Source organism: Halobacillus sp. GSS1, assembly GCF_017307035.1.
In the GTDB taxonomy this organism is placed as follows: domain Bacteria; phylum Bacillota; class Bacilli; order Bacillales; family Halobacillaceae; genus Halobacillus; species Halobacillus litoralis.
Genome location: NZ_JAFLHE010000003.1, coordinates 291853 through 318761, shown reverse-complemented (window position 1 = coordinate 318761; position 26909 = coordinate 291853). Strand labels below are relative to the sequence as shown.

21 protein-coding genes are annotated in these 26909 nt (G+C 44.4%); 11 read left to right on the top strand and 10 right to left on the bottom strand.

Annotated elements, in window-relative coordinates; all coding sequences use genetic code 11:
- Window positions 1-204 precede the first annotated feature (204 nt).
- Complete coding sequence (locus J0K78_RS09970; protein ID WP_206946592.1) at window positions 205-645, bottom strand: SRPBCC family protein; 441 nt, start codon at window positions 643-645, stop codon at window positions 205-207.
- Between the two features lie 136 nt (window positions 646-781).
- On the opposite strand from J0K78_RS09970, the gene J0K78_RS09965 reads away from it, so the two are divergent.
- The 4 genes from J0K78_RS09965 (at window position 782) to J0K78_RS09950 (ending at window position 6243) form a co-directional block, all read left to right on the top strand.
- The gene (locus J0K78_RS09965; protein WP_206946591.1) at window positions 782-2191 is read left to right on the top strand and encodes a Na+/H+ antiporter NhaC family protein; all 1410 of its coding nucleotides are present in this window, start codon (window positions 782-784) and stop codon (window positions 2189-2191) included.
- A gap of 241 nt (window positions 2192-2432) precedes the next feature.
- Entirely contained in the window at window positions 2433-4544 is a 2112-nt protein-coding gene (locus J0K78_RS09960) for a BglG family transcription antiterminator (RefSeq protein WP_206946589.1), read from the top strand.
- A gap of 22 nt (window positions 4545-4566) precedes the next feature.
- On the top strand, window positions 4567-4836 hold the full coding sequence (locus tag J0K78_RS09955; RefSeq protein WP_206946587.1) for a PTS sugar transporter subunit IIB: 270 nt from the start codon (window positions 4567-4569) through the stop codon (window positions 4834-4836).
- Window positions 4837-4875: 39 nt separating this feature from the next.
- On the top strand, window positions 4876-6243 hold the full coding sequence (locus J0K78_RS09950) for a PTS ascorbate transporter subunit IIC (protein ID WP_206946585.1): 1368 nt from the start codon (window positions 4876-4878) through the stop codon (window positions 6241-6243).
- 179 nt (window positions 6244-6422) lie between these two features.
- Here the strand turns inward: J0K78_RS09950 and J0K78_RS09945 are convergent, their stop codons facing one another.
- The 9 genes from J0K78_RS09945 to J0K78_RS09905 form a co-directional block, all read right to left on the bottom strand.
- Window positions 6423-6908: a GyrI-like domain-containing protein gene (locus J0K78_RS09945; RefSeq protein ID WP_160910703.1), complete on the bottom strand. Its 486-nt coding sequence runs from the start codon at window positions 6906-6908 to the stop codon at window positions 6423-6425.
- 187 nt (window positions 6909-7095) lie between these two features.
- Complete coding sequence (gene argF / locus J0K78_RS09940; protein WP_206946583.1) at window positions 7096-8052, bottom strand: ornithine carbamoyltransferase; 957 nt, start codon at window positions 8050-8052, stop codon at window positions 7096-7098.
- Window positions 8052-11054 carry a carbamoyl-phosphate synthase (glutamine-hydrolyzing) large subunit gene (locus J0K78_RS09935; RefSeq protein ID WP_206946581.1) on the bottom strand — a complete coding sequence of 1001 codons (3003 nt, stop codon included), beginning with the start codon at window positions 11052-11054 and terminating at the stop codon, window positions 8052-8054. The genes argF and J0K78_RS09935 overlap by 1 nt, the downstream gene beginning before the upstream one ends.
- A complete protein-coding gene (locus J0K78_RS09930) occupies window positions 11044-12108 on the bottom strand; it encodes a carbamoyl phosphate synthase small subunit (protein ID WP_206946579.1) in 1065 nt (354 codons plus the stop codon). Before J0K78_RS09930 ends, J0K78_RS09935 begins: the two co-directional genes overlap by 11 nt.
- 111 nt (window positions 12109-12219) lie before the next feature.
- Entirely contained in the window at window positions 12220-13383 is a 1164-nt protein-coding gene (locus J0K78_RS09925) for an acetylornithine transaminase (RefSeq protein ID WP_206946730.1), read from the bottom strand.
- Window positions 13380-14186, bottom strand: a complete 807-nt coding sequence (gene argB / locus J0K78_RS09920) for an acetylglutamate kinase (RefSeq protein WP_206946577.1) — start codon at window positions 14184-14186, stop codon at window positions 13380-13382. Before argB ends, J0K78_RS09925 begins: the two co-directional genes overlap by 4 nt.
- Window positions 14149-15375, bottom strand: a complete 1227-nt coding sequence (gene argJ / locus J0K78_RS09915; RefSeq protein WP_206946575.1) for a bifunctional ornithine acetyltransferase/N-acetylglutamate synthase — start codon at window positions 15373-15375, stop codon at window positions 14149-14151. Before argJ ends, argB begins: the two co-directional genes overlap by 38 nt.
- Window positions 15376-15395: 20 nt before the next feature.
- Window positions 15396-16433 (bottom strand): N-acetyl-gamma-glutamyl-phosphate reductase, encoded by a 1038-nt coding sequence (gene argC / locus J0K78_RS09910; RefSeq protein WP_206946573.1) that lies wholly within the window; start codon window positions 16431-16433, stop codon window positions 15396-15398.
- Window positions 16434-17024: 591 nt separating this feature from the next.
- Complete coding sequence (locus tag J0K78_RS09905; protein WP_206946571.1) at window positions 17025-18332, bottom strand: lysine N(6)-hydroxylase/L-ornithine N(5)-oxygenase family protein; 1308 nt, start codon at window positions 18330-18332, stop codon at window positions 17025-17027.
- 198 nt (window positions 18333-18530) lie between these two features.
- On the opposite strand from J0K78_RS09905, the gene J0K78_RS09900 reads away from it, so the two are divergent.
- The 7 genes from J0K78_RS09900 to J0K78_RS09870 all read left to right on the top strand — a co-directional run bounded on the left by J0K78_RS09900 (window position 18531) and on the right by J0K78_RS09870 (window position 26755).
- Window positions 18531-18992 carry a GNAT family N-acetyltransferase gene (locus J0K78_RS09900; RefSeq protein ID WP_206946569.1) on the top strand — a complete coding sequence of 154 codons (462 nt, stop codon included), beginning with the start codon at window positions 18531-18533 and terminating at the stop codon, window positions 18990-18992.
- A 214-nt stretch (window positions 18993-19206) separates the two neighbouring features.
- Entirely contained in the window at window positions 19207-20223 is a 1017-nt protein-coding gene (locus J0K78_RS09895; protein ID WP_206946566.1) for a LacI family DNA-binding transcriptional regulator, read from the top strand.
- 29 nt (window positions 20224-20252) lie between these two features.
- Window positions 20253-21611: an ABC transporter substrate-binding protein gene (locus tag J0K78_RS09890; RefSeq protein WP_206946564.1), complete on the top strand. Its 1359-nt coding sequence runs from the start codon at window positions 20253-20255 to the stop codon at window positions 21609-21611.
- 71 nt (window positions 21612-21682) lie between these two features.
- The gene (locus J0K78_RS09885; RefSeq protein ID WP_370551107.1) at window positions 21683-22996 is read left to right on the top strand and encodes a carbohydrate ABC transporter permease; all 1314 of its coding nucleotides are present in this window, start codon (window positions 21683-21685) and stop codon (window positions 22994-22996) included.
- A 15-nt stretch (window positions 22997-23011) separates the two neighbouring features.
- Window positions 23012-23839, top strand: coding sequence for a carbohydrate ABC transporter permease (locus tag J0K78_RS09880; protein WP_206946562.1), 828 nt, complete (start codon window positions 23012-23014; stop codon window positions 23837-23839).
- 196 nt (window positions 23840-24035) lie between these two features.
- Window positions 24036-25553: a spore germination protein gene (locus tag J0K78_RS09875; protein ID WP_206946561.1), complete on the top strand. Its 1518-nt coding sequence runs from the start codon at window positions 24036-24038 to the stop codon at window positions 25551-25553.
- Between the two features lie 5 nt (window positions 25554-25558).
- A complete protein-coding gene (locus tag J0K78_RS09870) occupies window positions 25559-26755 on the top strand; it encodes a Ger(x)C family spore germination protein (protein WP_206946559.1) in 1197 nt (398 codons plus the stop codon).
- Window positions 26756-26909: the final 154 nt, after the last annotated feature.

The following is a 26909-nucleotide window of genomic DNA, read 5'->3' as shown; positions in this document are numbered from 1 at the left end:
AGGAGGCTCACCGCGCTCCCGCGGAAAGCGAGTCATTCCCCGCAACCCCCATCCACTCAACAAACGTCTCGAAACTGAGTCTTCAAGAAACCTGCCATTTAGTTGAAGATGGATTTTTTTATATAAAAAATAGACCTCTTTCCATATTGGATAATGGAGAGGCCTTTCATACATGATCCATAGCTTATTCTTATTATACCACCATTAAGAAGAAGATTCGATAAACTTCTTCAAATGTTGAAGGTGATCTTGATCTTCCTTTTTTATGATCTGTTTGATGAGTGGTTTCATCAATTTGTTTCGGAAGCCTTCCGTATAAAGCTCCCCTTGGAAGTCTACCCTCGTCCCTTCTGACGTTTGTACGAATTCATAATGGTACCGTAAATCCAATCCATGCTGATGACTGCGGACAGAGTATTTTCGATTGGGCTCAAAGTCGGTGACCTCAATGATTGAGCGAGCTTTTCTGCCTCTGATTTCCCGAGTTTCCTGGAACCTGTACCCTTCTTTAACAGGTCCCTCACTCAAAAGTTGTACATCGATGACTGTTTCCATAATTTCAGGGCTGTTGTTGAAATCTGTCGCCATTTTAAAAACTTCTTCTACAGGTTTTTCGATGATGACGGACTGATTCATAAAAGTCATAAGTATCCTCCTCTGTTAAAAGCTCTCCCCCTATATTCGATTTCCACGCCCCGAGTCCTTTTTCACATGACAAGAATATCCTGGCAAAACACACACAAGATAAAGGAAGCACTCCAGAAAAGCGAGGGATCTGTTTATGGATTGGGTTTCCGTCATTCCTTTCATCGTGGTCATTGTTACGGCAATATGGACCAAACAAGTCATTCCAAGTTTACTATTCGCTGTTGTCGTGGCCGGTTACATCATCGACCCACACTGGCTGGGAGGGATGATGACAGCCTTAGGTTTCATTATTGAAGGATTGAGGGATGAAGCCAATTTGAAGATTATCCTTTTTCTCTATGCCTTCTCCGCTTTAATCGGACTTGTAAAAATGTCAGGAGGCATCAAAGGATTCGTTAAAGAAGCAACGGAGAGGATTGACCACAAAAAAGGGGCGTTCATCCTCACCTGGTTGTCTTCATTAGGGACTTTCAGTGCACCGAGCTTCCGGATTGTTACCATTGGACCTGTAATGAAAGCATTGAGAAGGAACATTCCAATGACCAAACAGGAGTTGGGTTTCGTCATCGAAACAACAGCCTCTCCTCTCGTCGTCTTAATTCCCATTGCGACAGCATTTGTTGGATATATGACTTCGGTCATTGAACTGTCCTTGCAGCAGGCAGGCACGGAAGGAGACGCATATTCCTTATATATCAGCAGCATTCCATTCAATTTCTTCGCCTTTTCCATGTTAGCTGTCGGCTTTTATATGAGTTTTTTCCATAAGAATAAAAAGCCTGCCACTGACGCAGAGAACATGGATCAAGAAAAAAGAGAAGATGATGACCAATGGGAAGACTGTCATCCAGCTGTTACGAAAAACCTTCCTGCACAGCCTTGGCACTTGATTGTTCCATTGTTCAGTGTGATTCTCCTTACTTTTTTCCTCATGTATATGGTCGGGGTCAGAGATGGAAAGTCCGGATTTGACGCGCTGATTAATGCCAATGTCCTTGATGCCATGGTACTGGCTGTTGTACTTACCCTGATCGGCTTCGTTGTTTATTTGAAGTTCCGTAATGAGAAACTCAAGAAAATGATGGACACCTTGGTTGATGGAGGAAACGAGATGATGAGTGTCATTGTTCTTCTAGCCATGGTATGGGGGTTGAGCAGTGGATCCGAAGCGTTAAATTTCGCGGATACCATCTCCAAGTCTTTTGACTGGATCCCTTCTGGTTTTGTTGCCGTCATTTTATTCGTCGTTGGCTGTGGCCTCTCTTATTTCATCGGCTCTTCCTGGGGAACATGGGGAATTCTCATGCCTGTCGGGATATCGATTGCGACCGTAGCAGGAAGTTCCCTGCCCATTGTCATCGGAGCCGTTTTTGCCAGCGGTACATTTGGGGCATTCGCATCCCCTTTGAGTGATGATACAAATACGACGGCCGGCATTCTAAATTTGAATCCGATTAAATATGCTCGGTTCAAGCTGAAGCCCGCTCTTATTGCTGCTTCCTTTGCTGCTCTTCTTTACTTCGGTATGTCTTTCTTTTTATAGTTCAAACAAAAGAAATAAGCCCCTTCCTTATCTGGGGCTTATTTCTTTTGTTTGATTTTATTTCCTTAAATATTACAACTGTTCATTTTTGCAAATTTATGTTTTACAAAAACCATACACTGAAACCCCTTACATAACCCCGCATAAGCGTTTATACTAGTCCCATAAGATGATCATCAAACAAAAGAATGTTTATACTTTTGCAAAAATGCACCAATAAGGTTGAACAAGGGGGACCCCGATGGTATTGGATAATAGACGTGCACACTTATTATCAATGATTCAACAATCAACCAATCCCATTCCCACGAAGGATTTAGTCGACAGAATGAAAGTGTCTCAACGGACCATTTACTATGATATCGATCAAATCAATAGTTGGTTGCTTGCCAATCATCTGGAACCCATTCAAAGCGAGCATGGAAAGGGATTATTCTTACCTTCTTCATCTAAAGCGCATTTGAAGGATAACCAGGACAAGAGTTTTGATGACTGGCAGTATCAATTGTCCAGACAGGAACGCGAAATTCTCATCAAAGCTAAAATCCTATTGGAAGAAGAAAAGGCTTCTATGCAGCATTTCATGGACCTGACGAGCATGAGCCGAGGCACAATCGCTAAAATGATTAAAGCGATTAAGCAGGAGTTTCAAGAGATGGGACTCGAGCTCTACTACAAAAAAAATATAGGTTACCGATTAAACGGTCCTGAGGATATGAAGAGAACCGTTCTTTCTAATATTTTGGCTACGATCTTTTCACAACCGGATTGGCAAAACGTCAGAAATAAAGTTCACCAGATGATTCAGCCCGAATCCGACACATGGTCCCAGGAAACGGAACAGAGGCGCAAAGTGAAGAAAATTCTCTTTGAAGCTGAAAAGGAGTTAGGGCTGACTCTGACAGATGAAATGGTGGAAATCCTATCCTTCCAAGTGTTAATGATTACAAAACGGATCGAGGATGGAAAGTACATCACTGTCCAGCCAGCAGAAAAGCATGTTCTCAAGCAGACCAAAGCTCACCAGGGATCTTTACTCATCACCACTGCCCTTGAAGAATGGTGGGAGATCGATTTCCCTGAGGATGAAGTTTGTTTCATTACCATGAACCTGCTGGGATCGAAAGTTCAACATGATGACTTCAGCCGCTATTCTGAACGGGAATTGTCCGGGTTGAAAGAAGTCGTCCATCAGATGATTGACGACTTCCAACTCTATTCCTGCGTTGTGTTTGACGATAAAGAAGGACTTTCAGAAAACCTGATTTCTCATATCAAGCCAACCTATTACCGGTTGAAATATGGAGTGAAAATCGCTAATGACTTAGCGGGAACGATTCAAGAAACCTACCCTGATATTTTTCACCTGACCAAACGGGTGATGAAGCACCTGGAGCTTTATGTCGGGAAAAAGATTCCCGATGAGGAGGCCGCTTACATCACTTTACATTTCGGGGGATGGCTCAAGAAAGAAAAGAAGCAGGTAGAAACAAAACTTACCGCTGTCATCGTCTGCGAAAATGGGATTGGTACATCCAATATGTTGCGCACCCAACTCGAAAATTTAATTGCCGGATTGAACATCAAAGATACCCTCTCCATGAGAGAGTATCAAAGGAACGATCACAAGGCGGATGTCATTTTTTCAACAAAGTTCATAAAAACGAAAGATATACCCGTTGTCCATGTTCCCGCGATTTTAACGAATGTTGAAAAGGAGCGTGTCATTCAACGGATGAATGAACTTTTTGGTTCGAGTACGACAGATCTTGATACAGGTGACCCATTCATTCAAGTCATCGAACGCTACGCGACAATTCATCGTAAGGACGAATTGAAAAGAGAATTGTCATACCTTCTCGAACAAAAGACTCCGCATACAAAGGAGATGAGAAAGCCCATGCTCAACGAATTATTAACAGAACAAACGATACAGTTGAAAGACAAGGTCCAGAATTGGGAAGAAGCCATCAAAGTGGCATCCCAGCCACTCATTGATCAGCAGTATATTAGCCCCGACTACGTTCAGGCGATGATTGATAACGTAAACGAGTTAGGTCCTTATATTGTCATTGCGCCGGGTATTGCCATCCCCCACGCACGACCTGAAGCAGGCGTGGAACAACTTGGCATGAGTTTACTAAGACTAAAAGACTCCGTTTATTTTTCAGATAAAGAAAAACATAGGGCTCAACTTGTCATCGTACTGGCAGCCATTGATAACGAAACCCATTTGAAAGCCCTGGCACAACTCACAGAACTGTTATCAGATGAAAAACATGTGGAGCGTTTAATCTCTGCAGAAGAAACTGAACAGGTCATTGACCTGATTAATCAAGCAGTAGAAGTTTAAAATCAAAGAGGAGGAATTAGAAATGAAAAAAGTATTAGTTGTATGTGGAAACGGTTTAGGAAGCAGCATGATTGTGGAGATGAACATTAAAGCAGCGTTGAATGATATGGGGAAAGAAGCAGAAGTTTCTCACACGGATTTAACAACAGCCAAGACAGAACAAGCGGATGTCTATCTAGGGTCTGAAGATATCGTAGAGAGCCTGGAAGACGGAAAGAAAAATGTCGTGAAATTAAGGAACCTTATGGATAAAAACGAACTTCGTGCAGCGTTGGAAGAGCAGAATCTATAAAGTTCAGTCACCCTATTAAACTAAAAAGGAGCGTCTCCCATGATTGATTTAATAATGAAAGACATCTTAGGTACACCTGCGATCCTTGTTGGTTTATTTGCCCTGATCGGACTCCTGGTACAGCGCAAAAATACAGGGGATGTTGTTTCTGGAACGCTTAAAACGGTAATGGGCTTTGTCATCCTCGGGGCTGGTGCGAATGTTCTCGTACAGTCCCTGGGCCAATTCAGCAGTATGTTCAATGAAGCCTTTGCTGTAGATGGAGTTATCCCAAATAATGAGGCCATTGTTGCCCTTGCTCAGGAAAGCTTCGGGACAGAAACGGCGATGATCATGTTATTCGGAATGGTCGTCAATATTATTCTTGCAAGAATCAGCCCTTTTAAGTATATCTTTCTAACCGGACACCATACGATGTTCATGGCCTGCCTGATTTCTGTCATTTTATCCACGGGTGGTTTCTCAGGCATCTCCCTGATTATCCTAGGTTCTATTATCCTTGGAGGATTAATGGTCCTTTTCCCTGCCATGCTACAGCCTTTCACAAGAAAAGTCACCGGTTCCGATGATTTCGCCATCGGCCACTTCGGCTCCATCGGCTACCTGGTCTCTTCTTTCGTAGGGAAGCGCGTTGGAAAAGGGTCAAAATCAACAGAAGAAATTAAGGTACCAAAATCACTCGGTTTTCTGAGAGACACCTCCGTTTCCGTGTCGTTAACAATGATCATTCTGTTCTTCGTTGTTGCAGGTGCAGCTGGACCTGCGTTTGTTGAAGGTGAATTGAGTGCCGGACAGAACTTTTTAGTCTTCGCATTCATGCAGGGACTTACGTTCGCAGCTGGGGTTTATATTATTTTAGCCGGGGTTCGCATGCTCCTTGGAGAAATCGTTCCTGCTTTCAAAGGGATTGCGGATAAAGTTGTCCCTAATGCTAAACCCGCCCTTGATGCTCCAGCCATCTTCCCTTTCGCAGGGAACGCCGTCATTATCGGATTTCTATCCAGCTTTATTGCCGGACTTGTAAGCATGTTATTCTTACCTTTACTCGGTTTGAAAGTCATCGTTCCAGGGTTGGTCCCCCACTTCTTCACCGGGGCCGCAGCCGGAGTCTTCGGTAATGCTACCGGCGGTCGAAGAGGAGCAGTAATCGGTTCGATGGCCAATGGTGTCATGATCAGCTTCCTTCCGGCTCTATTGCTGCCGGTACTAGGATCCTTAGGCTTCCAGGGAACAACGTTTGGAGATGCTGACTTTAGTGTAGTTGGAGTCGTCTTAGGGAACATCATCAATCTCATTGATTCCAATATTGCTATTTTTGCAGTCATCATTCTTCTCCTGGCCATTCCTTTCTTATGGGGCCTCAGGTCAAAAACAAGCGAGAAAAACTCTAATTCAAATGTGGCTTAAACACAACGAAACACTCCCTGCCGAAGCAGGGAGTGTTTTTTTCATCCGCACCTTATTCCCACCCATAAACTATGATAGAGTGTGGCCGGAGGGTTCAAAAATGAACGACTACTATATAAACTCTTAATCGGAGACCATAAAAAAACAAGGAGACACCATGGCATGCCTCCTTGTTTTCATTATTTAATAGGCAGGAATAGACGGTAACTCGTTTCAGCACCTGTATAGGGTTTGTATTCTTCAAAACCGAATCCTTCCACCTCCTGATAACCTTCGTCCTTTATCCACTTATGCAAATAAGCGTACGGATTGAAGTCATGCACGGAAGGGTCATATTCAAGCATGGCATACGTATGAGCAGGGATGGTCTTTGTAATCATGTTTGGCGGAATTTTCTCGAAGCTATCGACCTCTACAGCAGCAATCCAATAAAAAGCATCGGTCATCTCATTCCAATTTGGCGGATCAACGAACATTCCGATGGAACGTGGTGCGTTGACTCTGTTTCTTACTTTCGGCAGATTGGTCGTATGGAACTGCTCCATCAACCTCGGAATTTTAATTTCCCGTTCGTCCATCATGGTTTGACAAGAGACGCCGACGACCTTGATATTGGACCTGCGAACAACCTGGGGTTCCACAGCGGTTGTCAATTGCTTACTCATTGCATGGCCACTCCTTTTGGTTTTGAATATTCTCCCTAACTACTTCCACATCGATCCTAGATTTCCTTGTAAAATTTGTGTGTTCGATGAAATTCGTAGCCTTTCGACCTTCTTTTTACAAGATTTTATTTATGAGGTCCTATTCCTATATCCTATTGTTGGTTTGGTTAGAATTATGCTCATAAATTCACTTCCAACCGACAACCGCTTGTAAAATGGCCTTTTGAACATGCATACGATTTTCAGCCTGCTGAAAGACCGCCGAATGATTCCCGTCAATGACACCTGCTGTAACTTCTTCCCCTCGATGGGCAGGAAGGCAATGCAAAAAGGAGACATTCGATTTAGCTTTGCTTATTAATGCTTCATTTACTTGGTAGTCTTTGAAATCCAGCAAGCGTTTTTCACTCTCCTCTTCCTGCCCCATACTTGTCCACACATCTGTGTAAATGACGTCCGCTTGCTTCGCGGCCTTTTCTGGATTCTTTTCCAGTACAACGGATCCGCCATACCGCTTCGCCAGCGCTTGTGATTTCTCGGTAATCAGAGGATCGGGCTGATAGCCGTCCGGGGCTGAGACAACCATTTCCATACCCATCATAGCAGCTAAAATCATCAGTGAATGAGCGACATTGTTTCCGTCACCGATGTAAACAACCTTCACTCCGCACAGGCGACCTTTCAGTTCTAAAATGGTGAAGATATCTGCTAAAGCCTGACACGGGTGATAGATATCACATAAGCCGTTGATCACAGGTACAGAGGCGTATTCAGCTAACTCCTTCAACTTCCCATGCGATGTGGTTCTGAACATGATTGCGTCAACGTACCCAGAAAGTACCTGAGCCGTATCGGCAATGGTTTCACCGCGGCCGATCTGGATATCTCTAGTGTTCAAATATAGGGCATGGCCGCCCATTTGGACCATACCCACCTCAAAAGAAACCCGTGTCCGTGTCGAAGATTTTTCAAAAATCATCGCCAGGTTTTTTCCTTTTAAGGATTGGGAATAAGGATTTTCTTTTAAGTGTTGAGCCTGCGCTAACAATTGAGAAACCTCTGCTTGATTATAATCAAGCCAAGTCAAGACGTCCTTCCCATGCATTGAACCATCTGTTGTGTACATTTGTTCCATCAAATTCATTACGATTGCACTCCTTCACGTTTATTACCCGGCAGAGGGGCAGGGTTGAAATCTTTACAAGCCAATGATTGAAGATAGGCATCGAACGTTGCTTTCTCACTGAAAACTGTCATTCCATTTTTCACAGCCTGAATTCTGCGTTCGCTATCCTGTGAACTTGATCCATCATTGAGATAAATGGATGCTTCCTCAACCTTGAGCCACTCGTCAAATTCCTTGAGTGAAAAAGTAGAATCCCCTTCGACAAAGCAGGAATCTCTTACTTCTAGCGCATTCGGTAAATGGGAGAACACTTTTCGCAGTGCTTCTTCTGGGGTCTTACCAAGGCACATCCCCTCACCCGTTGACTTCATATTCGGACCAAGCTTATGGTCGACCTCCGTCAAGGCATAGGAAGAAAAGACAGGATATTTCACGGCTGTTTGCTCAAACACTGGTGTTGGAATGGACAGCAAATCGACTTCACCGGATGCCAATACACGTACAGCTAAATCAACAAGGGGAACGTCTGCCACCTTGCTCACAATCGGCACCGTCCGACTCGCTCTCGGATTTACTTCCAGCACATACACGTTTTCTCCACTCAGTAAAAACTGGATGTTCATGATTCCTTTGTAATTAAAATGGCGTACGATTTTATGGCTGTAGTACTCAATGGTCTTCTTGACTTCATCATCAAGCTTAGATGGAAAAAGGGCCATACTGTCTCCGGAATGCACACCTCCCGGCTCCAGATGTTCAATGACATCAGGAAGATAGAGGTTTTCACCATCCGACACGAGGTCCACCTCTACTTCCTTTCCTTGCATAAAGGTGTCTAGAACAATCGGGTAATGGCGATCATCCGCTTCTTGAAGCGACTGTTTCAATTCGCTCATATCTTTGACTATGACCATCCCCTGACCGCCGATGACATAGGACGGGCGGCAAAGAATTGGAAAAGAGTAATGTTCTGCCGCTTTTAGAGCTTCGTTTTTTGTATGACAAGTGGTTCCTGACACATATGGGATGTTCAAGTCATTTAAAGCCGCATAGAATTTATCCCTGTCCTCGAGTGCATCCAGAACGTCCGTACCGACTCCTGCAAGCGGCAACCCTTCTGCCTCTAGCTCAGCAGCTAAATTGATGGCTGTCTGCCCGCCAAATGATGTGAATACAAGGTCAATATCTTCATGATCAACGATGGATGTTATGATTTCTTTTTGAATCGGTTCAAAATAAAGGCGATCCGCTGTTTCATAATCCGTACTGACGGTTTCCGGATTGTTGTTCACCATGATCGTCGTCCAGCCTTGGTTTTGGAGACTTTGAATAGCTTTCACAGCACTATAATCAAATTCAACTCCCTGCCCGATTCGTATCGGGCCGGATCCAAGAATCAACGCTTTTTTCTTCCCAAGAAGTGGGGGAATTTCATTTACACCTGCAAATGTGCTGTACACATAGTTCGTAGCTGCTTCAAATTCCGCTGCACATGTATCGACGAGCTTGAATTGACGAAGAATCCCGAAATCTTCTCTCTTTTTTTGCACTTCTTTTTCAGATATCCCAGCAAGGCGAGCAATCTCCTGATCTGAAAAACCACAAACCTTCACTTTTCTCAGAAGTTCTTCATCCAGTGTCTCCTGCTGCAGGCACTTTTCTAAATCGACAAGGTTTTTCAGCACCTGTAAAAAGAAGCGATCAATCTTCGTATTTTCGTTTATCGTCTCCCAACTTTCTCCTTGTCTTAAGAGGTGGAGAATAGCGAAGTAACGCAAGTCTGTTGGTTTCTCCAGGTGATCCCAAGGGTTCTGAATGTTGGGGATGTTCGTATCAAGGGATTGAACGGCCTTTTGAAATGCCCCTTCCAAGGTCCGGTCGATAGCCATGACTTCCCCTGTTGCCCGCATCTTCGTCCCAAGCTTTCGATCGGCTTCTGAAAACTTATCGAACGGCCAGCGCGGGAATTTAACAACGACATAATCAAGCGCCGGTTCGAAGCTTGCGTACGTATATCCAGTAAGGGGATTTTCAAGCTGATCGAGCGTATAACCGAGAGCCACCTTGGTCGCCATTTTTGCAATCGGATACCCCGTGGCTTTCGAAGCCAGGGCTGATGAACGACTAACGCGCGGATTAATCTCAATCACATAGTATTGACGACTATCTGTATCAAGCGCGAATTGAACATTGCAACCACCGATGACATCGAGTTCAGAAACAATCTTGAACGCCGCGGTTCGGAGCATTTGGTAATCGTTATCCGACAATGTCTGGGAGGGAGCAACAACAATGGAGTCGCCCGTATGCACCCCCACAGGATCGAAGTTTTCCATATTACAAACAGAAATGCATGTTCCGTTGTGGTCCCGCATGATTTCATACTCAATTTCCTTGAAACCTGCGATACTCTTTTCTACGATGACCTGGTGGATCGGACTCGCTTTCAGCCCTGTCGCAATTAGTTCTTCCAGTTCCTCTGGTCTGTGAACGATTCCACCCCCGCGCCCTCCAAGCGTATAAGCAGGTCGACTGATGATCGGATACCCGACTTTTTCAGCAAAAGCTTCTGCCTGCTCGATCGTCGTAATCACTTCACTTTCAGGGACTGGTTGGGATAATTCATGCATCAACCCGCGGAACAATTCTCTGTCCTCCCCTTTTTGAATGGAATGCACACTGGTACCCAATAACTCAAGGCCATACTCCTGCAAGACGCCTTCTCTTTCCAGTTCAACAGCTAGATTAAGAGCGGTCTGTCCCCCGAGCCCGGCAAGGAGCGCATCCGGTTTTTCCAAGTCTATGATTTTTGTTAAGCTTTCTACCGTCAATGGTTCACAATACACGACATCCGCGACGTCATGGTCTGTCATGATGGTTGCCGGATTGTTATTGACAAGAACAACCTCGCACCCTTCTTCTTTCAGCGCGAGACAACCTTGCGTCCCTGAGTAATCAAATTCTGCTGCCTGCCCAATCATGATCGGACCTGATCCGATGACTAATACTTTACGAGACATGTGTCTTCACTCCTTTGTTCTTCACCAGTGTAAGAAAATGATCAAACAACCATTCCGCATCTTTCGGTCCGGGATGGGCTTCCGGATGGAATTGTGCGGACATAATTAGCTTCTTATCATGCATCAATCCTTCGATGGAACCGTCATTAACGTTATAAAACCTTGTTACGAGCGGCGTCCCATTCAGGCTGTCTTCTTTGACCACATAGTTATGATTCTGTGAGGATAGAAACACTTTTCCTGATACCACGTCTTTGACCGGATGGTTCGCGCCGCGATGACCGAATGTCAGCTTCGTCGTATCCCCTCCAAAAGCAAGAGCAATGACCTGATGCCCCATACAAATTCCAAAGGCCGGAAACTTCTCCAAAGCCTTTTTCAAATGCGGTAAAAAGTCGACAGTGTCCTTTGGATCCCCTGGTCCATTCGATAGTACAATAGCGTCTGGTTGAAGCGTATCCAGCATTCCAATTTTGGAGAAGGGAAGGATCGAGACGCGGACACCTCTTCCAAGAAGAGCATTCAAAATCGATTTCTTCCAACCGAAGTCGATGAGTGCCACATGCACCCCCGCTTCTCCATAAGTATCAATTGTTTCACCACTTACCTGCTGAATCTGATGGGTCTTTGTCGGCTTGAATAGATAATCTGTCTCGAGAGAAAGGGCGGCTTGCTGGGTGCCTTCTGCACGAATGGCCTTGGTCACTTCTCTCGTATCTACTTCTGTCATGTATGGAATATTTTGTTCGTCCAGATAAGTTCCTAATGACTTCTTAGTCTGAAAATGTGATGGAGTTTCCGCACATTGGTACATGACCACACCACTTACTTGAATCTCTTGGCTTTCTCCATCCTCCTCGTTAATCCCGTAATTTCCTATCAATGGATACGTAAATACGACAATTTGCCCTTTATAAGAAGGATCGGTCAGCACTTCCTGGTATCCTGTCATGCCGGTGAAGAAGACGATCTCCCCTTGGACGCTTCGATCAAAGTGCTGTGAAACCTTCCCTTCAAATGATGTTCCGTCTTGTAAACATAAGTACCCTTTCATTCCATCACCCCATAAAATGAATATTTATTATATATTGCGTATTTTTATACATTTAACTTTTGAGAAAGACGGTGCTGAACACGACTGTGAACATCACCGCCTATACATTTTTTATGCTTTTTGAAGACTGTCTTCGTACTGTTGAATCGCTTCGGTAATTAAAGCAACAGCTTGGTCCATTTCCTCATATTCCACAGTCAATGGAGGAAGCAGCCTCAAAACATTCGGACCAGCTACCACAGCTAGAAGTCCTTTTCCCCTCAATGAGTGAACGATTTGAATCGCTTCACTGGATATGGAAATCCCCAACATCAAACCTTGCCCACGTACTTCTTTCACACTTTTAAAGGGGGCCAATGAATCTTCAAGCTTATCTTTAAATGCTGTCCCTTTCTCCGTAACAGAAGCGAGGAAATCAGGAACAAAGATTTTTTCAAGGGTCGCTTTCACTGCCGCTGAAGCTAACGGATTCCCACCGAACGTAGAACCGTGAGATCCAGCTGTGAAGGAATCTTTTAATTCAGCCTTCCCTATCATAGCCCCGACAGGAAATCCGCTTCCCAATCCTTTGGCAGCTGTCACGATATCAGGATCCAGTCCATGGTGTTGATAGGCGAAAGCTTTTCCTGTACGCCCGATTCCGGTTTGAACTTCATCGATAATCAAAAGGGCACCTAATTCCCGGCATTTTTCTTCCACCGTCTTCAGGAATTCTTTGGTTCCCGGTACGACTCCACCTTCTCCCTGGATGACTTCGACCATAATCGCAGCCACATGACCGTCATGAACTTCCTCTATACTTTTCACATCGTTATAAGGGAAGTATTCAAACGTCGGAAGCAGGGAACCGAATCCATCATGAATCTTTTCCTGACCTGTTGCACTCATGGTAGCAAAGGTCCGTCCATGGAAAGACTGCTTGAATGTAATGATTTTCTCTCTTCCTGTATGTTTACGGGCAAGTTTAATTGCCGCTTCATTCGCTTCTGCCCCGCTGTTACAGAAAAAAGCATACGGTAGGCCAGAGGCTTCACACAACAATTCCGCTGCCTCTTCCTGGACAGGAATTTGGTACAGGTTGGATACATGCCATACTTGATTCAACTGTTCTTCCAGCGCTTTCTGAACTTCTGGAGGGCGATGACCGAGATTACATACAGCAATCCCTGATACAAAGTCCAAATAATCTTTCCCTTGATCGTCGGTCACTTTCGTTCCCTTTCCAGATACAATCGTTAAAGGAAAGCGGTTATACGTAGGAAATAAGCTCACTATACCGTCTCCTTTCTTTTAGCTCTAATGGAGGTACCATTCAATGCATCACCTTCCATCAAGGCTTGGTCTCCACTTACAATCCGCACTTCTTCTAAATCGTCGGATAAAGCTTCCGTTGCAGAATGAACTTTCGGGATCATTCCACCATAGATAATTCCCTGATCGATCATTCCATCGATTTCTTCGGGTGTTGTGTATGCCAGGACTTCACCTTCAACGAGGATACCTGGGACATCCGTAACATAAAGAAGCTTTTCAGCACCGACAGCTGTAGCAATAGCACCCGCAGCCACATCAGCATTAATATTTACCGTTTGATGATCATCGGTTCTTCCAAAAGGCGCAACCACCGGAAGGTACCCTTCGTCAAGAAGCTTATGGAGCAGCAACGGATTCACATCTCTTACCTCTCCTACAAGACCGAGATTTTCTTTATCCAGGTAATCGGCTTGCAGCAACGCGGCTTCAGACCCTTTCACTCCGATAGCCGAGACTCCCTTCTCCATAAGATGACCTGTAATCCTGCCATTCACAGAACCCCCAAGAACCATTTCTACAACCTCGAGCGTCTCTGGAGTCGTCTTTCGTAATCCATCATAAAATTCACCTTCAATATTCAGCTGCCCCAGTAACTTTGTAATGGCAGGGCCTCCACCATGCACAATAATGATTTGATAGTGTTCCTGCAGTTTTTGAAAGCTACTGTAAAAGTCTTCAGTGAGTTGATCAAGCATACTTCCACCGAGTTTTATGACAATAATCGGTTTAGGTTCTGTAACTTGCATTGATTTTGACGTAGTCATAAGTCAAGTCACACCCCCACGCCGTGCCTTCCCCATCTCCTTCATGGAGATGGATGATTATTTTTACTTTTTCATTGTCCAGGTCTTCGGTTGCTTGTTCTTCAGAAAATGGACACGGTGTCCCGTTACTGAATACAAGTTGATCTTCAATGTAGATATCACACTGATTCGGATCTAATTCTGCATCACTATGGCCGATGGCGCCGACAATCCTTCCCCAGTTGGCATCCAACCCGTAGACAGCTGTCTTCACCAGGCTCGAACCGACCACTTTCTTTCCGATCACTCGCGCTTCTTCATTTGTGCGGGCACCAGTGACCTCCACTTCAATCAGCTTGGTAGCCCCTTCCCCATCTTTGGCGATTTGTTTGGCAAGATCTTCACAAACAAGTTGAAGAGCGGTTTGAAAAGCTTCCCAATCCGGGTGATTTTCTGTCAGTGGTTCGTGATCTATTTCTCCATTCGCAAGCGTCAGAACCATATCATTCGTTGAAGTCTCTCCATCAACGGTAATCTGATTGAAGGAATTATCAATAGATGGGCTTAATGCACGTTTTAAATCATCAGGTTCGATGGTGGCATCCGTCGTGATAAAACCAAGCATGGTCGCCATATTCGGGTGAATCATCCCCGACCCTTTTGCTGCTCCACCGATGGTGACAACTTTCCCTTCCACCTGCACCTGGTAGCACGCATGCTTTTGACAAGTATCTGTCGTAAGGATCGCTTGCTGAAAATCTTTATACCCTGCTTCTGTCGGTTCTACATTTTCACAGCCGTGGGCTATTTTTTCCATCGGAAGTTGTTGTCCAATGACGCCCGTAGAGGCTACAGCTACGTATTCATCCGGCATCCCGAACCTTTTTGCAATCATACGACGCATCTCGTAAGCATTAGCCAGGCCTTCTTCTCCTGTGCACGCATTAGCGACTGCACTATTGATTACGACACTTTGAATTTTCCCCTGTTCCGCAATGCTTTCCTGCGTCACCTTTAAAGGAGGAGCCTGGAAATGGCTTTGAGTGTACACAGCCGCTGCAGAAGCCGGTCGGTCACTCATGAGAAGAGCGAAGTCCTTTTTTCGGTATCTTAATCCGCTATGAATTCCACCTGCCTTGTATCCTTTTGGCGTAAGAATGGAACCATCCGCTACTTTTTCGATTGTTTGTGTATTCTTCGCTTGTATCAAACCATCTCTCCCTCTCTTCTTTAAGGATAAACAGGGAGTGGTGCAAGCCCTGTTCTCTCATCATATTGGAATACAAGATTCATATTTTGGACCGCCTGACTGGCCGCCCCCTTCATTAAATTATCAATGACGCTTACGATCGTGACCCGGTTTGTCCGTGCATCAATGGTAAGACCGATGTCACAGTAATTAGAGCCGTACACATCCTTCGTGCAAGGAAACCCACCCGGCTCCCTGACCCTGACGAAAGGCCGCGCCTCATAATAGCTCTTAAACTTCTGCCGCAAATCTTCTTCACTCATCTCTTCTTTTAGCTGAAGATAAATGGTCGCCATGATTCCTCTTGTCATCGGGACAAGATGAGTGGAAAAGGTGACAGACTCCATTTGATCGTCCCAAATGGACAATTGTTGTTCAATTTCCGGAATGTGCTGATGTTGATTCACTTTATAGATTTGGAAATTCTCCTGGGCATGAGCAAAATGCGTAATGGGATTTGGGTTTTTCCCTGCTCCTGAGACTCCTGACTTGGCGTCTATGACGATGGAGTCCGGCTTCGCCAACCCCTCTTTGATTACTGGTCCCAAACCAAGTAATGTCGCGGTTGGATAGCACCCAGGGTTGGCTATAAGATCTGCTTCTTGTATTCGCTCTTGATTCCACTCGGGGAGACCATAGACGGCTTTCTCCAACGTTTCCTCAGGAGCTGCTTCTTTTTTATACCACCGCTCATAAGATGCGGGCTCGTTAATCCTTAAATCACCAGAAAGGTCTATGACTTTGGCAAGGCCGCCCTGCAGTTGAGGTGTCAATTTACTTGAAACCCCAGACGGCGTCGCTAGGAAAACGACGTCCAAGTCCTCCCTCATCTTCTCTGGCACTAAATCTTGTAACACATAGGATTCTGATCCTTGAAATTGAGGGTAAATGTCGTCAAATTTCTCCCCAGCCTGGGAAGATGAATATAAGGTTATCGCTTCTACTTGTGGATGATTTGTTAATAAGCGGAGCAATTCAATCCCGCCGTACCCGGTCGCGCCTACGATCCCTGCTTTCACTCTGAATCCACCTCTATGTATAATTATTATTTCATCTGTATATTTACAATATTATTAACCCTTAGCGTCCAGATGTCAATAGATTCCCATCACAATTTGTTAGTTTTACAGATTCTTAATGGTAACACTGGATAATCTCAATAATTCCTAATGAGAACGGATTGATTAATCTTTTAAAAGGACATCGTTTATACACATGTGGATAAGTGGTAATCCCTTCTCTTACGTTCTCTTCTTATTCACATATGCACAATTTTATACACATTATCAACAGTAGCCCTTACTCTATCCCCCATACAAAAGTTATCTATACTTGAAGACTCCGTTTCGAGTTGTTTGATAGGTGGATAGGCGTACCGGGCAACAGTCCGCTTTCCACGGGGAGAGCGTTTTCACATCTATGGAACAACGGTTGGGAAGATGCGGGACTCCCGCCAGAGAAGAAGATAGGCTTGGCGGCTCTCTCACAGGAAAGTGTTCAAATGCAAAAGACCCCGAAAACATTCGAAATAGAGTCTTCAGCCATCCTGCCATTCTATTTAATAAACCATGAAAAAACACCCCGGCCGTCAGCGGCTGGGGTGTGGATGATTAGACGTCGAAGGACTGGAATATGCTTTTTTCGTTCATTGAGAAAACTTCGCGTCCCACGAGGTGGTTGATGATCACTTTATTCCGATGGATCGACAGCCCAAGGTTGGTGGAACCGACACCGTGGGTATGGGAAATCCCACTATGCACATAGATTTCATTCGCTGTCTCTTCGGTTGTGACAAGCCGATAATCTGCAGTCACCTTGTACCTTCCTTCTTCATCCCATTCAAGAAAATCTTCCAAGTGGTGGACAAAGTCTGGAACAAAAGGCTTATAACCAGTGGCTGCAATGACAAGGTCCGTTTCGTGAGTGAACGTTTCCTTTTTCTGATAGTGGTAACATTCGAGCTCATAACCACCCGCTGCTTTTGGACGGACATCCTTCACTTCACTAAGTACCTGCAGTCCCACATTCAGGTCTTCCTGCCCGACTGAATATTCATAAAGAAGGTTATAGATATCATTGATTGTATGATTGCTGATACCTTTATAATACAGTCCTTGATTAGCAAAGATCTCATCTTTCTGGTTTTGCGGAAGTTGATAGAAATATTTCACGTAATCCGGTGAAAAGTGCTCAAGGCTAAGCTTAGATTCTTCCATTGATTCAAAACTCGCAGACCGTGTAATCCAATCGAGTCGATAGCCGCAATCGCGCTGCCCTTTCAAAAGTTCGCGGAAAGTCTCAGCAGCACTTTGGCCGGAGCCTACAACGGTAATCGAGTCCGCTTTACGGCAGCGGTCCTGATTCGGAAGGAAGTCTGCTGTATGGAAAACGTCCTCTGAAGAGGCATCTTGGAAAGATCGTGGCATGACAGGTACGCTGCCTGTTCCCATGACTAAATTCCTCGTGTGATAAACCTCCTTCTTCCCGCTTTCCTCATTCGTCACTTCAACTTTGAAAAGTTCTTCGTTATCCTTGTAATGCTTTATATTCGTAACTTTTCTCCCGAATCGGCAGCTGTCCAGCTGATGGGCGGCCCACTGGCAGTAATCGTTGTATTCTCTTCTCGGGATATCCAGCCGCTGCAAAAAGTAAAATTGATACATGCGCTCATTTTTACTGATGTAGTTCAAGAAACTATATTTGTTCGTAGGGTCTGCCATTGTTACTAAATCAGCGATAAAAGGGACTTGCATCTTTGTCCCTTCGATCAACATTCCCGGGTGCCAGTCGAAAGCCTCCTTCTGCTCAAAAAACAGGGATTCAACTTCGTCTATTTCATCCAGCAAAGCAGCCAGACTTAAATTGAAAGGTCCCACACCTACTCCGATCAAATCGTAAATCTTTTCTCTTTGTTCCATCATCGACGACTCCTTTATGTTACGTTGCTCAAATGTTAGGGAAAGGGTCTCCTCATCCCGCATAAACCACCCTGAGCCTTCCACTCAATAGATGATATCTTTTCAGAAAAATGACCGATTTCTGAAAAAGATGTACTGACCTTATGTTATCATAACCACATCGTTACGATAATAGCCGAAAACGAAGAGGAGGATCTTATGAACCCCATTCACTTAGTGGAATCGAACAACCGACGCCGTTTCATGGCAGACCTTCTGTTAGCTGATGAATCTGAAAGCATAATCGAAAGCTATATCGATGATGGTGTTTTCTATACCGTTGATCTGGATGGTGTACATATTGGTGTCTGTTTGTTCGTTTTTCCTGAAGAGTACACGGTAGAAATCAAAAACATCGCCATACAGGAAGCCTTCCAAGGAAAAGGATATGGAAAAAAAGTGATCCAGGCGTCCTGTACTCTTTTTCAACAGGAAGGGTACAAAGAAATGCTTGTCGGAACTTCTAATTCTAGTATTGAAAATTTAGCCTTCTATCAGAAAGCAGGTTTCCGGTTTCACAAGATTCATCATGACTTCTTCTTACAATACTCAGGTCCTTTTTATGAAAATGGGATAAGAGGGATGGACATGATCTATTTCCGCAAACCTTTAACCCCTTGATATAAAAGCCTCAACCTCCTACCACCAAGATTAGCTGCCATATTTTTCAGAATATTTTCAAAATGGTGTTGCCATATGTCTATACATCCCATATAATTTAACCATGTTTTGAAAACGTTTTCAAAAGAGTCACTCCATGACTTCAAGTATGACCGCACTCTCCCCCCTTTTTTGAAATCGGTTTCAAAAGATAACTAGGATAGGAGGTTTGATAGTGGTAACCATTGATGATGTAGCCAAGCTCGCTGGTCTTTCTAAATCTACCGTATCCAGAGTGATCAACCATTACCCCCATGTTTCTCCAACCAAGAAAGAAAAAGTCTATCACGCCATGAACACCCTGGGTTATGTCCCTAATTCTTCCGCCCGCAGTCTAAGAAATAAAAAGACGAAGATCATCGCTGTCATTGTCCCAAGATTAATGAACCCCTTTTTCGGCCAACTTGTTGAATCCATAGAAGTAGAAGCATCCAAACAAGGCTTTCAGCTATTGATTTGTCAGACGATGTATTCTCCTGAAACTGAAGTCGGACACTTGGAACTGTTGAAGACAAAACAAGTGGACGGCATCATCATGACCTCTTATGAGAATGAGTGGGAAATCATCGCTGATTACTTAAATTACGGACCTTTAATCATGTGCAATGAGTTTGAAGAATCCGCTAAAATCCCGATTATTAAGCTTGACCAGGTGTATGGTGGCTACATCGCGACGAGCCACCTCATTAATCAGGGTCATAAACGCATCGCTTACTGCTCCGGCGGTCATAAGAGTATGGTAGCAAATCACCGGAGAAAGGGATTTGATCAAGCTTTAGGTGAGCATGGACTTCCTTATGATGAAGCTTACAGTTTTTATAATGCCTACTCCATTAGAGATGGGATGGATGTATTCAATAAAATACGTAAGATGGATGATCCTCCGACCGCTGTTTTCACAGGAAGCGATGAGGTTGCTGCAGGAATCATCACATGTGCGAAAGACCATGGATGGAAAGTCCCTCAGGATTTAGCTGTTATCGGTTTCGATAATCAAGTCATATCAAGAATTATGGATCCGAAAATCTCTACAGTCGAACAACCGATTGATCAAATGGCAAGACAAGCTGTCAAAGTCATGGTCGAAAAAATCAACATAAGAGAACAGCCACAAAAAGAGCGTTATGAGTTTCCCCTAAAGTTGATTGTGCGTGAATCGACTACAGGTAAATCATTGAGTGCTGTGGAATAAAACATTTTTTACTTACAGGAGGTAATGGAATGAAAGCAAAACATTGGTTACTGTCCATGCTGTTGATTTTGGTGTTGGCATTGGCTGCATGCAGCGGCTCGGACGAAGGGGCATCAGGAACAGAGGATTCTTCAAGTGACGATACAATCACCGAATCAGACAGCAGTGAAGAAAGCGGTGAAAATAATGAAGATGCAGAGGCTTCAGGTGAAGTGGTTGAAATCGTTTATGCCAGAGGGCAAGATTCAACGGAAGCAACCGAACGTCTTGTCGAAGCTTTTAACGAACAGAACCCAAACATTAACGTGACGTTCCGCGAAATGCCTTCTGATACAGGACAACAGCACGATGCCTATGTGACGATGCTTAACGCGGAAAGCTCCGAAATCGACGTTATGGACCTTGATGTTATATGGCCGGCGGAATTTGCCCAAGCAGGTTACGTTCAGGAACTTGACCGTTTCCTTCAGCAGGAAGGCATTGATACAGACAGCTACAACCAGGGAGCATTATCCGCTGCCAACTTTAACGGAAAACAATGGGCAATGCCTAAGTTCATTGATACAGGTATGCTTTTCTATCGCACAGACATCATTGGTGAAGATCAAGTTCCTGGCACGTGGGATGAGCTGATTGAATCCGCTCAAACCAATAACGGTGAAGGTGGAACAGAGTTCGGTTACTTGATGCAGGCCAAACAGTATGAAGGGCTTGTATGTAACGCGGTCGAGTTCATCGCTGCGTATGGCGGACAGATTTTGAATGAAAGTGGTGAAGTGGCCATCAACAGCCCTGAAACCATCAAAGGAATTTCCAAACTGGTAGAAGTAGCACAATCGGATTTCGTACCTGGCAACATCAATACATTCACAGAAGTCGAGTCCCATACGGCGTTTATCGAAGGACAATCTCCTTATATTCGTAACTGGCCATACCAGTGGAACCTGGCGAATGATGAGAATGAATCTGAAATCGTTGGTAATGTCGGTGTCGCTCCCCTTCCTGAAGGAGATGCCGGAAGTGCTGCCGCTCTAGGTGGATGGATGACAGCGATCAACAAGTTCTCTGAGCACAAGCAGGAAGCATGGGAATTCGTGAAATTCATGACAGGACCAGAAGGCCAGAAAATCTCTGCCATCCATGGTGGACTGGCTCCTACTCTTCCTGAGCTTTTTGAAGATCAGGAAATCCTGGATGCCAACCCGTTCTTCGCTGAAGAAGGTTTCCAGAATGCATTGGAAGCAGCTGTTTCCCGTCCGGTAGCACCAAACTATCCGGAAGTATCTGAAATTCTTCAGATCAACATTTCTAAAGCAATTGCTGGGGAAATGACACCAGAAGAGGCAGTTCAGACGATGGAAACCGAATTGCAAGGCGTCATGCAGTAGCCTGCCTTTCAGTCTTCAGGGAATCTTCCCTGGAGGCTGAACCTTCTATGAATTAAAGGAGGAACGAAACCGTGGCCAAGAACTTGAATGACTCTCAAAAGAAAGAGCGAAGGCTTGGGTATTTCCTCATCGCCCCTTCATTAATCCTCATATTAGTGATTGCGATTTGGCCTGTTATCCAATCCTTTTATTTCAGTCTTTTCGATTATCGACTAAATGAGCCCACAAAATCCAGTATTCATTTAGATTATAGCCTTGATTTAGAACGCTACCTGAACCACCAGCCCTTTTTGATCACAGCTCTGGACGACGAAATTGAAGAAGCCTCTGGGAACGTATCCACAGAGCTGACAGAGATCAAATCGAACATAGAAAAATACGATGAAGAACTTTTACAGGATGAAAACATAGCAGAACGGTACGAAGAGGTGAATGACATTTTATTCAACTTTGAAGTGCCGAGTGATGAATTGAAATTCGTTGAGATTGAGCGGCAGTTCGGGCAGGACTTTGAAGAAACATTCGGTACCGTTAAGGAGCGGTTGGGTGAACTTGCTGCAGACGATCAATTACAGAACGCCAACCGGTTAACCGGGTTAGCCGATGGGCTGAACGAGAGCATCGTCAAACCGAATTTTATAGGAGTTTCCCATTACAAACAAAACTTGTCAGACGGACGATTATGGAGATCTCTCGGGAACACCTTCCTGTTCACTACCGTGTCTGTCGGCTTTGAATTAGTTCTCGGAATGGCCATTGCCCTTTTGATCAATAAAGCCTTCTTCGGACGTGGTCTTGTCCGGGCTTCCATATTAATTCCCTGGGCCATTCCTACAGCCGTATCCGCTATGATGTGGAAGTTTTTATATGATGGGCAGAACGGAATCATTGCGAAGTTCTTTTCTGATATCGGTATTGTGGATAGCATGAGTACCCTGCTTACTACACAAGCAGGTGCAATGGCTTCTGTCATCCTTACTGATGTTTGGAAAACGACGCCTTATATGGCGCTTTTACTGCTCGCAGGTCTGCAGACGATTCCCTCCTCCCTATATGAAGCTGCATCCATTGACGGTGCGAGCAAATGGAAACAGTTTACGACCATTACCCTCCCTTTGATCAAGTCTGCGATACTCGTCGCTCTGCTTTTTCGGACGCTTGATGCTTTCCGTGTTTTTGACTTGATCTACGTACTTACAGGTGGAGGACCGGCGAACTCGACCGAAGTCATATCGATGCTCGCCTATAAGGTCATGTTCACACAGACGAACTTCGGGGAAGGTTCAGCCCTTGCTGTGATCGTCTTCATCTGTGTAGCGATCATCTCTACCATTTATATTAAATTCCTCGGTTCCGACTTACTCGGAGACGGAGTGAAAAAGTAAAGGAGTGAACGTACAGTGAAAAAACAAGCGGGCGTACGGTTTTATATCTTTCTGGCTGCCTTCGTCTTTATCATCATGTTTCCGTTCCTCTGGATTCTTTTGAGCTCCATCAAACCCTTGTCAGAGCTCTTCGGTCCAGCTGCGTTCAATTGGTTCACCACTGACCCAACCGTTAATAGTTATGTTTCTGTCTTTACGAATCACCCATTCTTGCTTTATTTATGGAACAGTACCGTCGTAGCCACCATTACCACAGTCTATACGGTGTTCGTCGCGGCCTTCGCTGCTTACGCTATTGCCAGATTGCGCTTTCGAGGAAAAGCGGTCATTCTTGGGGTTGTCTTATCTGTATCCATGTTCCCTCAGATCGCGACCATTTCCCCCATCTACATTTTTCTAAAAAACATCGGACTGACGAACAGCTACCTGGGATTGATCATTCCTTACACAACGTTCGCCCTGCCTCTATCGATCTGGCTGCTCGTCACGTTTTTCCGTAAGATTCCGTTCGACCTTGAGGAATCTGCAAAAATGGACGGCGCATCCATGATGCAGACCTATTTCCGTATCATCCTGCCGCTTGCGGTACCTGGTATTTTCACAACAGCCATTCTTGTATTTATCGCCGCGTGGAATGAATTTCTTTTCGCACTCACTATCAATACCGCGCAAAGCCACAAAACCGTACCCGTCGGCATTGCGATGTTTCAGGGCCAGTACACCATTCCATGGGGAGAGATATCAGCCGCTACCGTCATTGTTACGGTCCCTCTTGTCATCATGGTGTTATTGTTCCAGCGAAGAATTGTATCGGGACTGACTTCCGGTGCTGTAAAAGAATAAACCATAGCAAAAGACTGCTCTTCTTTCGAGCAGTCTTTTTTTTAACCCATTTCTTTCACTCCATATTCCACCCCTACAGTCCCTGCCACCCAAAAAACCCTTTTGCAGGATGATGTAGCACTAAAAAAGTGAATATACCTTTCATAAATTTCCAATATATGAACATGCTAATGAAAAACAACGGAGGTGTGAGCTTTTGAAGGGTAACAAAACAAATCATATAACCCCCCCTGATGCTCAGCCTCTTCATTCGTCATTGGATGATAATGTGAACGATCTCCGCACAACACTTGGAAACAGCTCAGACTTTGTGACCCGTCTTTTTTCCATTCATAAGACATCTGCCGCCATTCTTTATATGGATGGTCTCGTAGATAAGAATACCGTGCAAAACTTTATCTTGGAATCTCTTATGCTTGAGATCCCTGCAAAACGCCCTATAACACACCATCTATATGAGTCCATTAAAAAGGCTAACCTTCCCATTGGTGAATTGTCGGAAGTAGAAGACAAGCATGAGCTATTGAAGAAGTTACTTTCAGGTGACACCATTCTGCTCCTGGATAAAGAAACAAAAGCTTTATCTATAAGTACAAAAGGATGGAGTGACAGGGGGGTTCAGGAGGCAACCTCAGAAAGCGTCATCCGCGGTCCAAAAGAAGCTTTCACTGAAACGATCCGGACCAATACGGCTCTGTTACGACGAAAAATTAAGGACCCTGACCTCAGAGTCGAAGCCAAAACCATCGGAAGGAAAACATGTACGGATGTTGCCATGGTTTATTTAGAAGGTACAGCTGAAAAAGAAGTCATTGAACAAGTGAATGAACGACTGGACCAAATTGATATCGATGCCGTTTTAGAAAGTGGTTATATAGAGGAATTCATTCAGGATGCTCAGTACTCCCCGTTTCCTACGGTTTATAATTCAGAAAAGCCGGATGCCATTGCTGGGGGGATATTGGAAGGCAGAGTTGCTATCCTGATTGATGGTACGCCGAATGTCCTTTTAGTGCCTGCTCTCTTTGTGAATTTCATGCAGTCCAGTGAGGACTATTACCAAAGAGCAGATATCGGAACACTTGTGAGATTACTTCGATTGTTTTGTTTTTCAGTGGCCTTGTTTATGCCATCGTTATATATTGCATTTACAACGTTCCACCAGGAAATGATCCCCCCTCCGCTTTTGATCAGTCTTGCTTCTCAAAGGGAAGGGGTTCCTTTTCCAGCCTTTGTCGAAGCTTTAATGATGGAGTTGACTTTTGAAGTCCTTCGGGAAGCCGGGATACGTCTGCCAAAACCCGTAGGTTCAGCTGTCTCTATTGTTGGGGCACTCGTACTCGGTCAATCAGCTGTCCAGGCGGGTCTTGTTTCTCCTGCCATGGTCATCGTAGTAGCCATCACAGCAATCAGCAGTTTCGTGTTCCCCGCTTATAATATGGCGATTTCGATCAGAATCCTTCGTTTTCCAATGATGATCCTTGCGGCCACTTTCGGACTGTTCGGTATCATTTTAGGTATGATTGCCATGGTTTTTCACTTATGCAGTTTGAATTCGTTCGGGAAGCCCTATATGGCACCTCTCGCACCTATGATCCCGAGAGACCAGAAAGATGTATTGATCCGTTTACCACACTGGGGTTTGTTATCGCGGCCAAGCTTATTCACGAAAAACAACCAGAAGCGTGTCGATTCTAAATCAAAGGAGAGATAAAGGCGATGTATAGAAATATATATGTCAAAGCGACCTTCGTGGCTATCAGTCTCCTTCTTCTTTCTGGTTGTTGGAATAGCAAAGAATTAGATGACCTTGGAATTGTCGTAGCTGTTGGATTGGACAAAACAGAGGACGATCAAATTCTATTGATCACTCAAGTTATCAACCCTTCCGAAATTGCGACAGATGCACCAACAACAAGACCTCCTGTTTCAATTTACGAATCAACAGGAGATTCTGTCTTCGAGGCTTTTCGAAATATGACCCAAAAGTCTCCGAGGAAGATGTACCTCTCCCAATTACGGCTTCTTGTAATCGGCAATAATTTAGCTGAGGAAGGTATCCTCCCCTCGCTAGACATCTTTTATAGAGACCATGAATTCCGCACCGCTTTTTTTGTAACGATTGCCAAGGATACTGGAGTGAAAGAACTCCTGAAAGTCCTTACTCCTTATGAAAAAATCCCTGCTAATAAACTGATGCATACCATGGAAGCTGTGGAGAGGAGTCAGGGAAGTTCCAAAGGAATCGTCATTGACCAACTGATCTCTCAAATTCTTAGCAAAGGACAAAGCCCAGTCCTGCCGGGACTTTTAATCAAGGGAGACGCTGACACCGGTACATCAATCGAAAACATTGAAAAAATTGACGCCCCTACACAACTAAGAGTTGATAACCTGGCCGTTATGGAAAAAGATCGTCTAATCGGCTGGTTAACACCGGAAGAAAGCAAAGGCCTTAACTATATTACAGGCGATATGAAAAGTACGACTGTTTCTTACCCTTGTAATGATAAAGGACTTGTAAATGTTGAAGTGCTTCGGACAGACAGCCGTTTAAAAGCGAATTTTAAAGGCGGAGAGCCTGCTGTATTGATCGAATTAGAATTAGAGGGCAACGTAACCGAATTAGACTGCCCCATCGACCTTACGAAAGCAGAATCCATTGAAGCCATTAATAAAGAAGTTGAAAAAAAAGTTAAACAAAATATGGAAGCTTCCATCAGAGCAGCCCAGGAAAACTTCGGAAGTGATATTTTCGGTTTCGGGAATCTCATTTACCGAAAAAATCCTGAATATTGGAAGACTGTGGAGAACACTTGGAATAGCGAGTTCAAAGAATTAAAGGTAGACATTCAAGTCAAAGCACAAATTAGAAGAAAAGGGAATACAACTCAACCCATTACAAAAGAAGAATAGGCGGGATTCACATGTGGTCTATGACTGCCATAATTGTTATAGCAATCGGAATATTCATGTTTGAATTTCCCAAGATGTACAAGAAAAACAGAAAAAAAGATGCTTGGTTTTTTGTGATATTCCTCCTTTTCTTCACGACCTTTAGTGTTTCGGA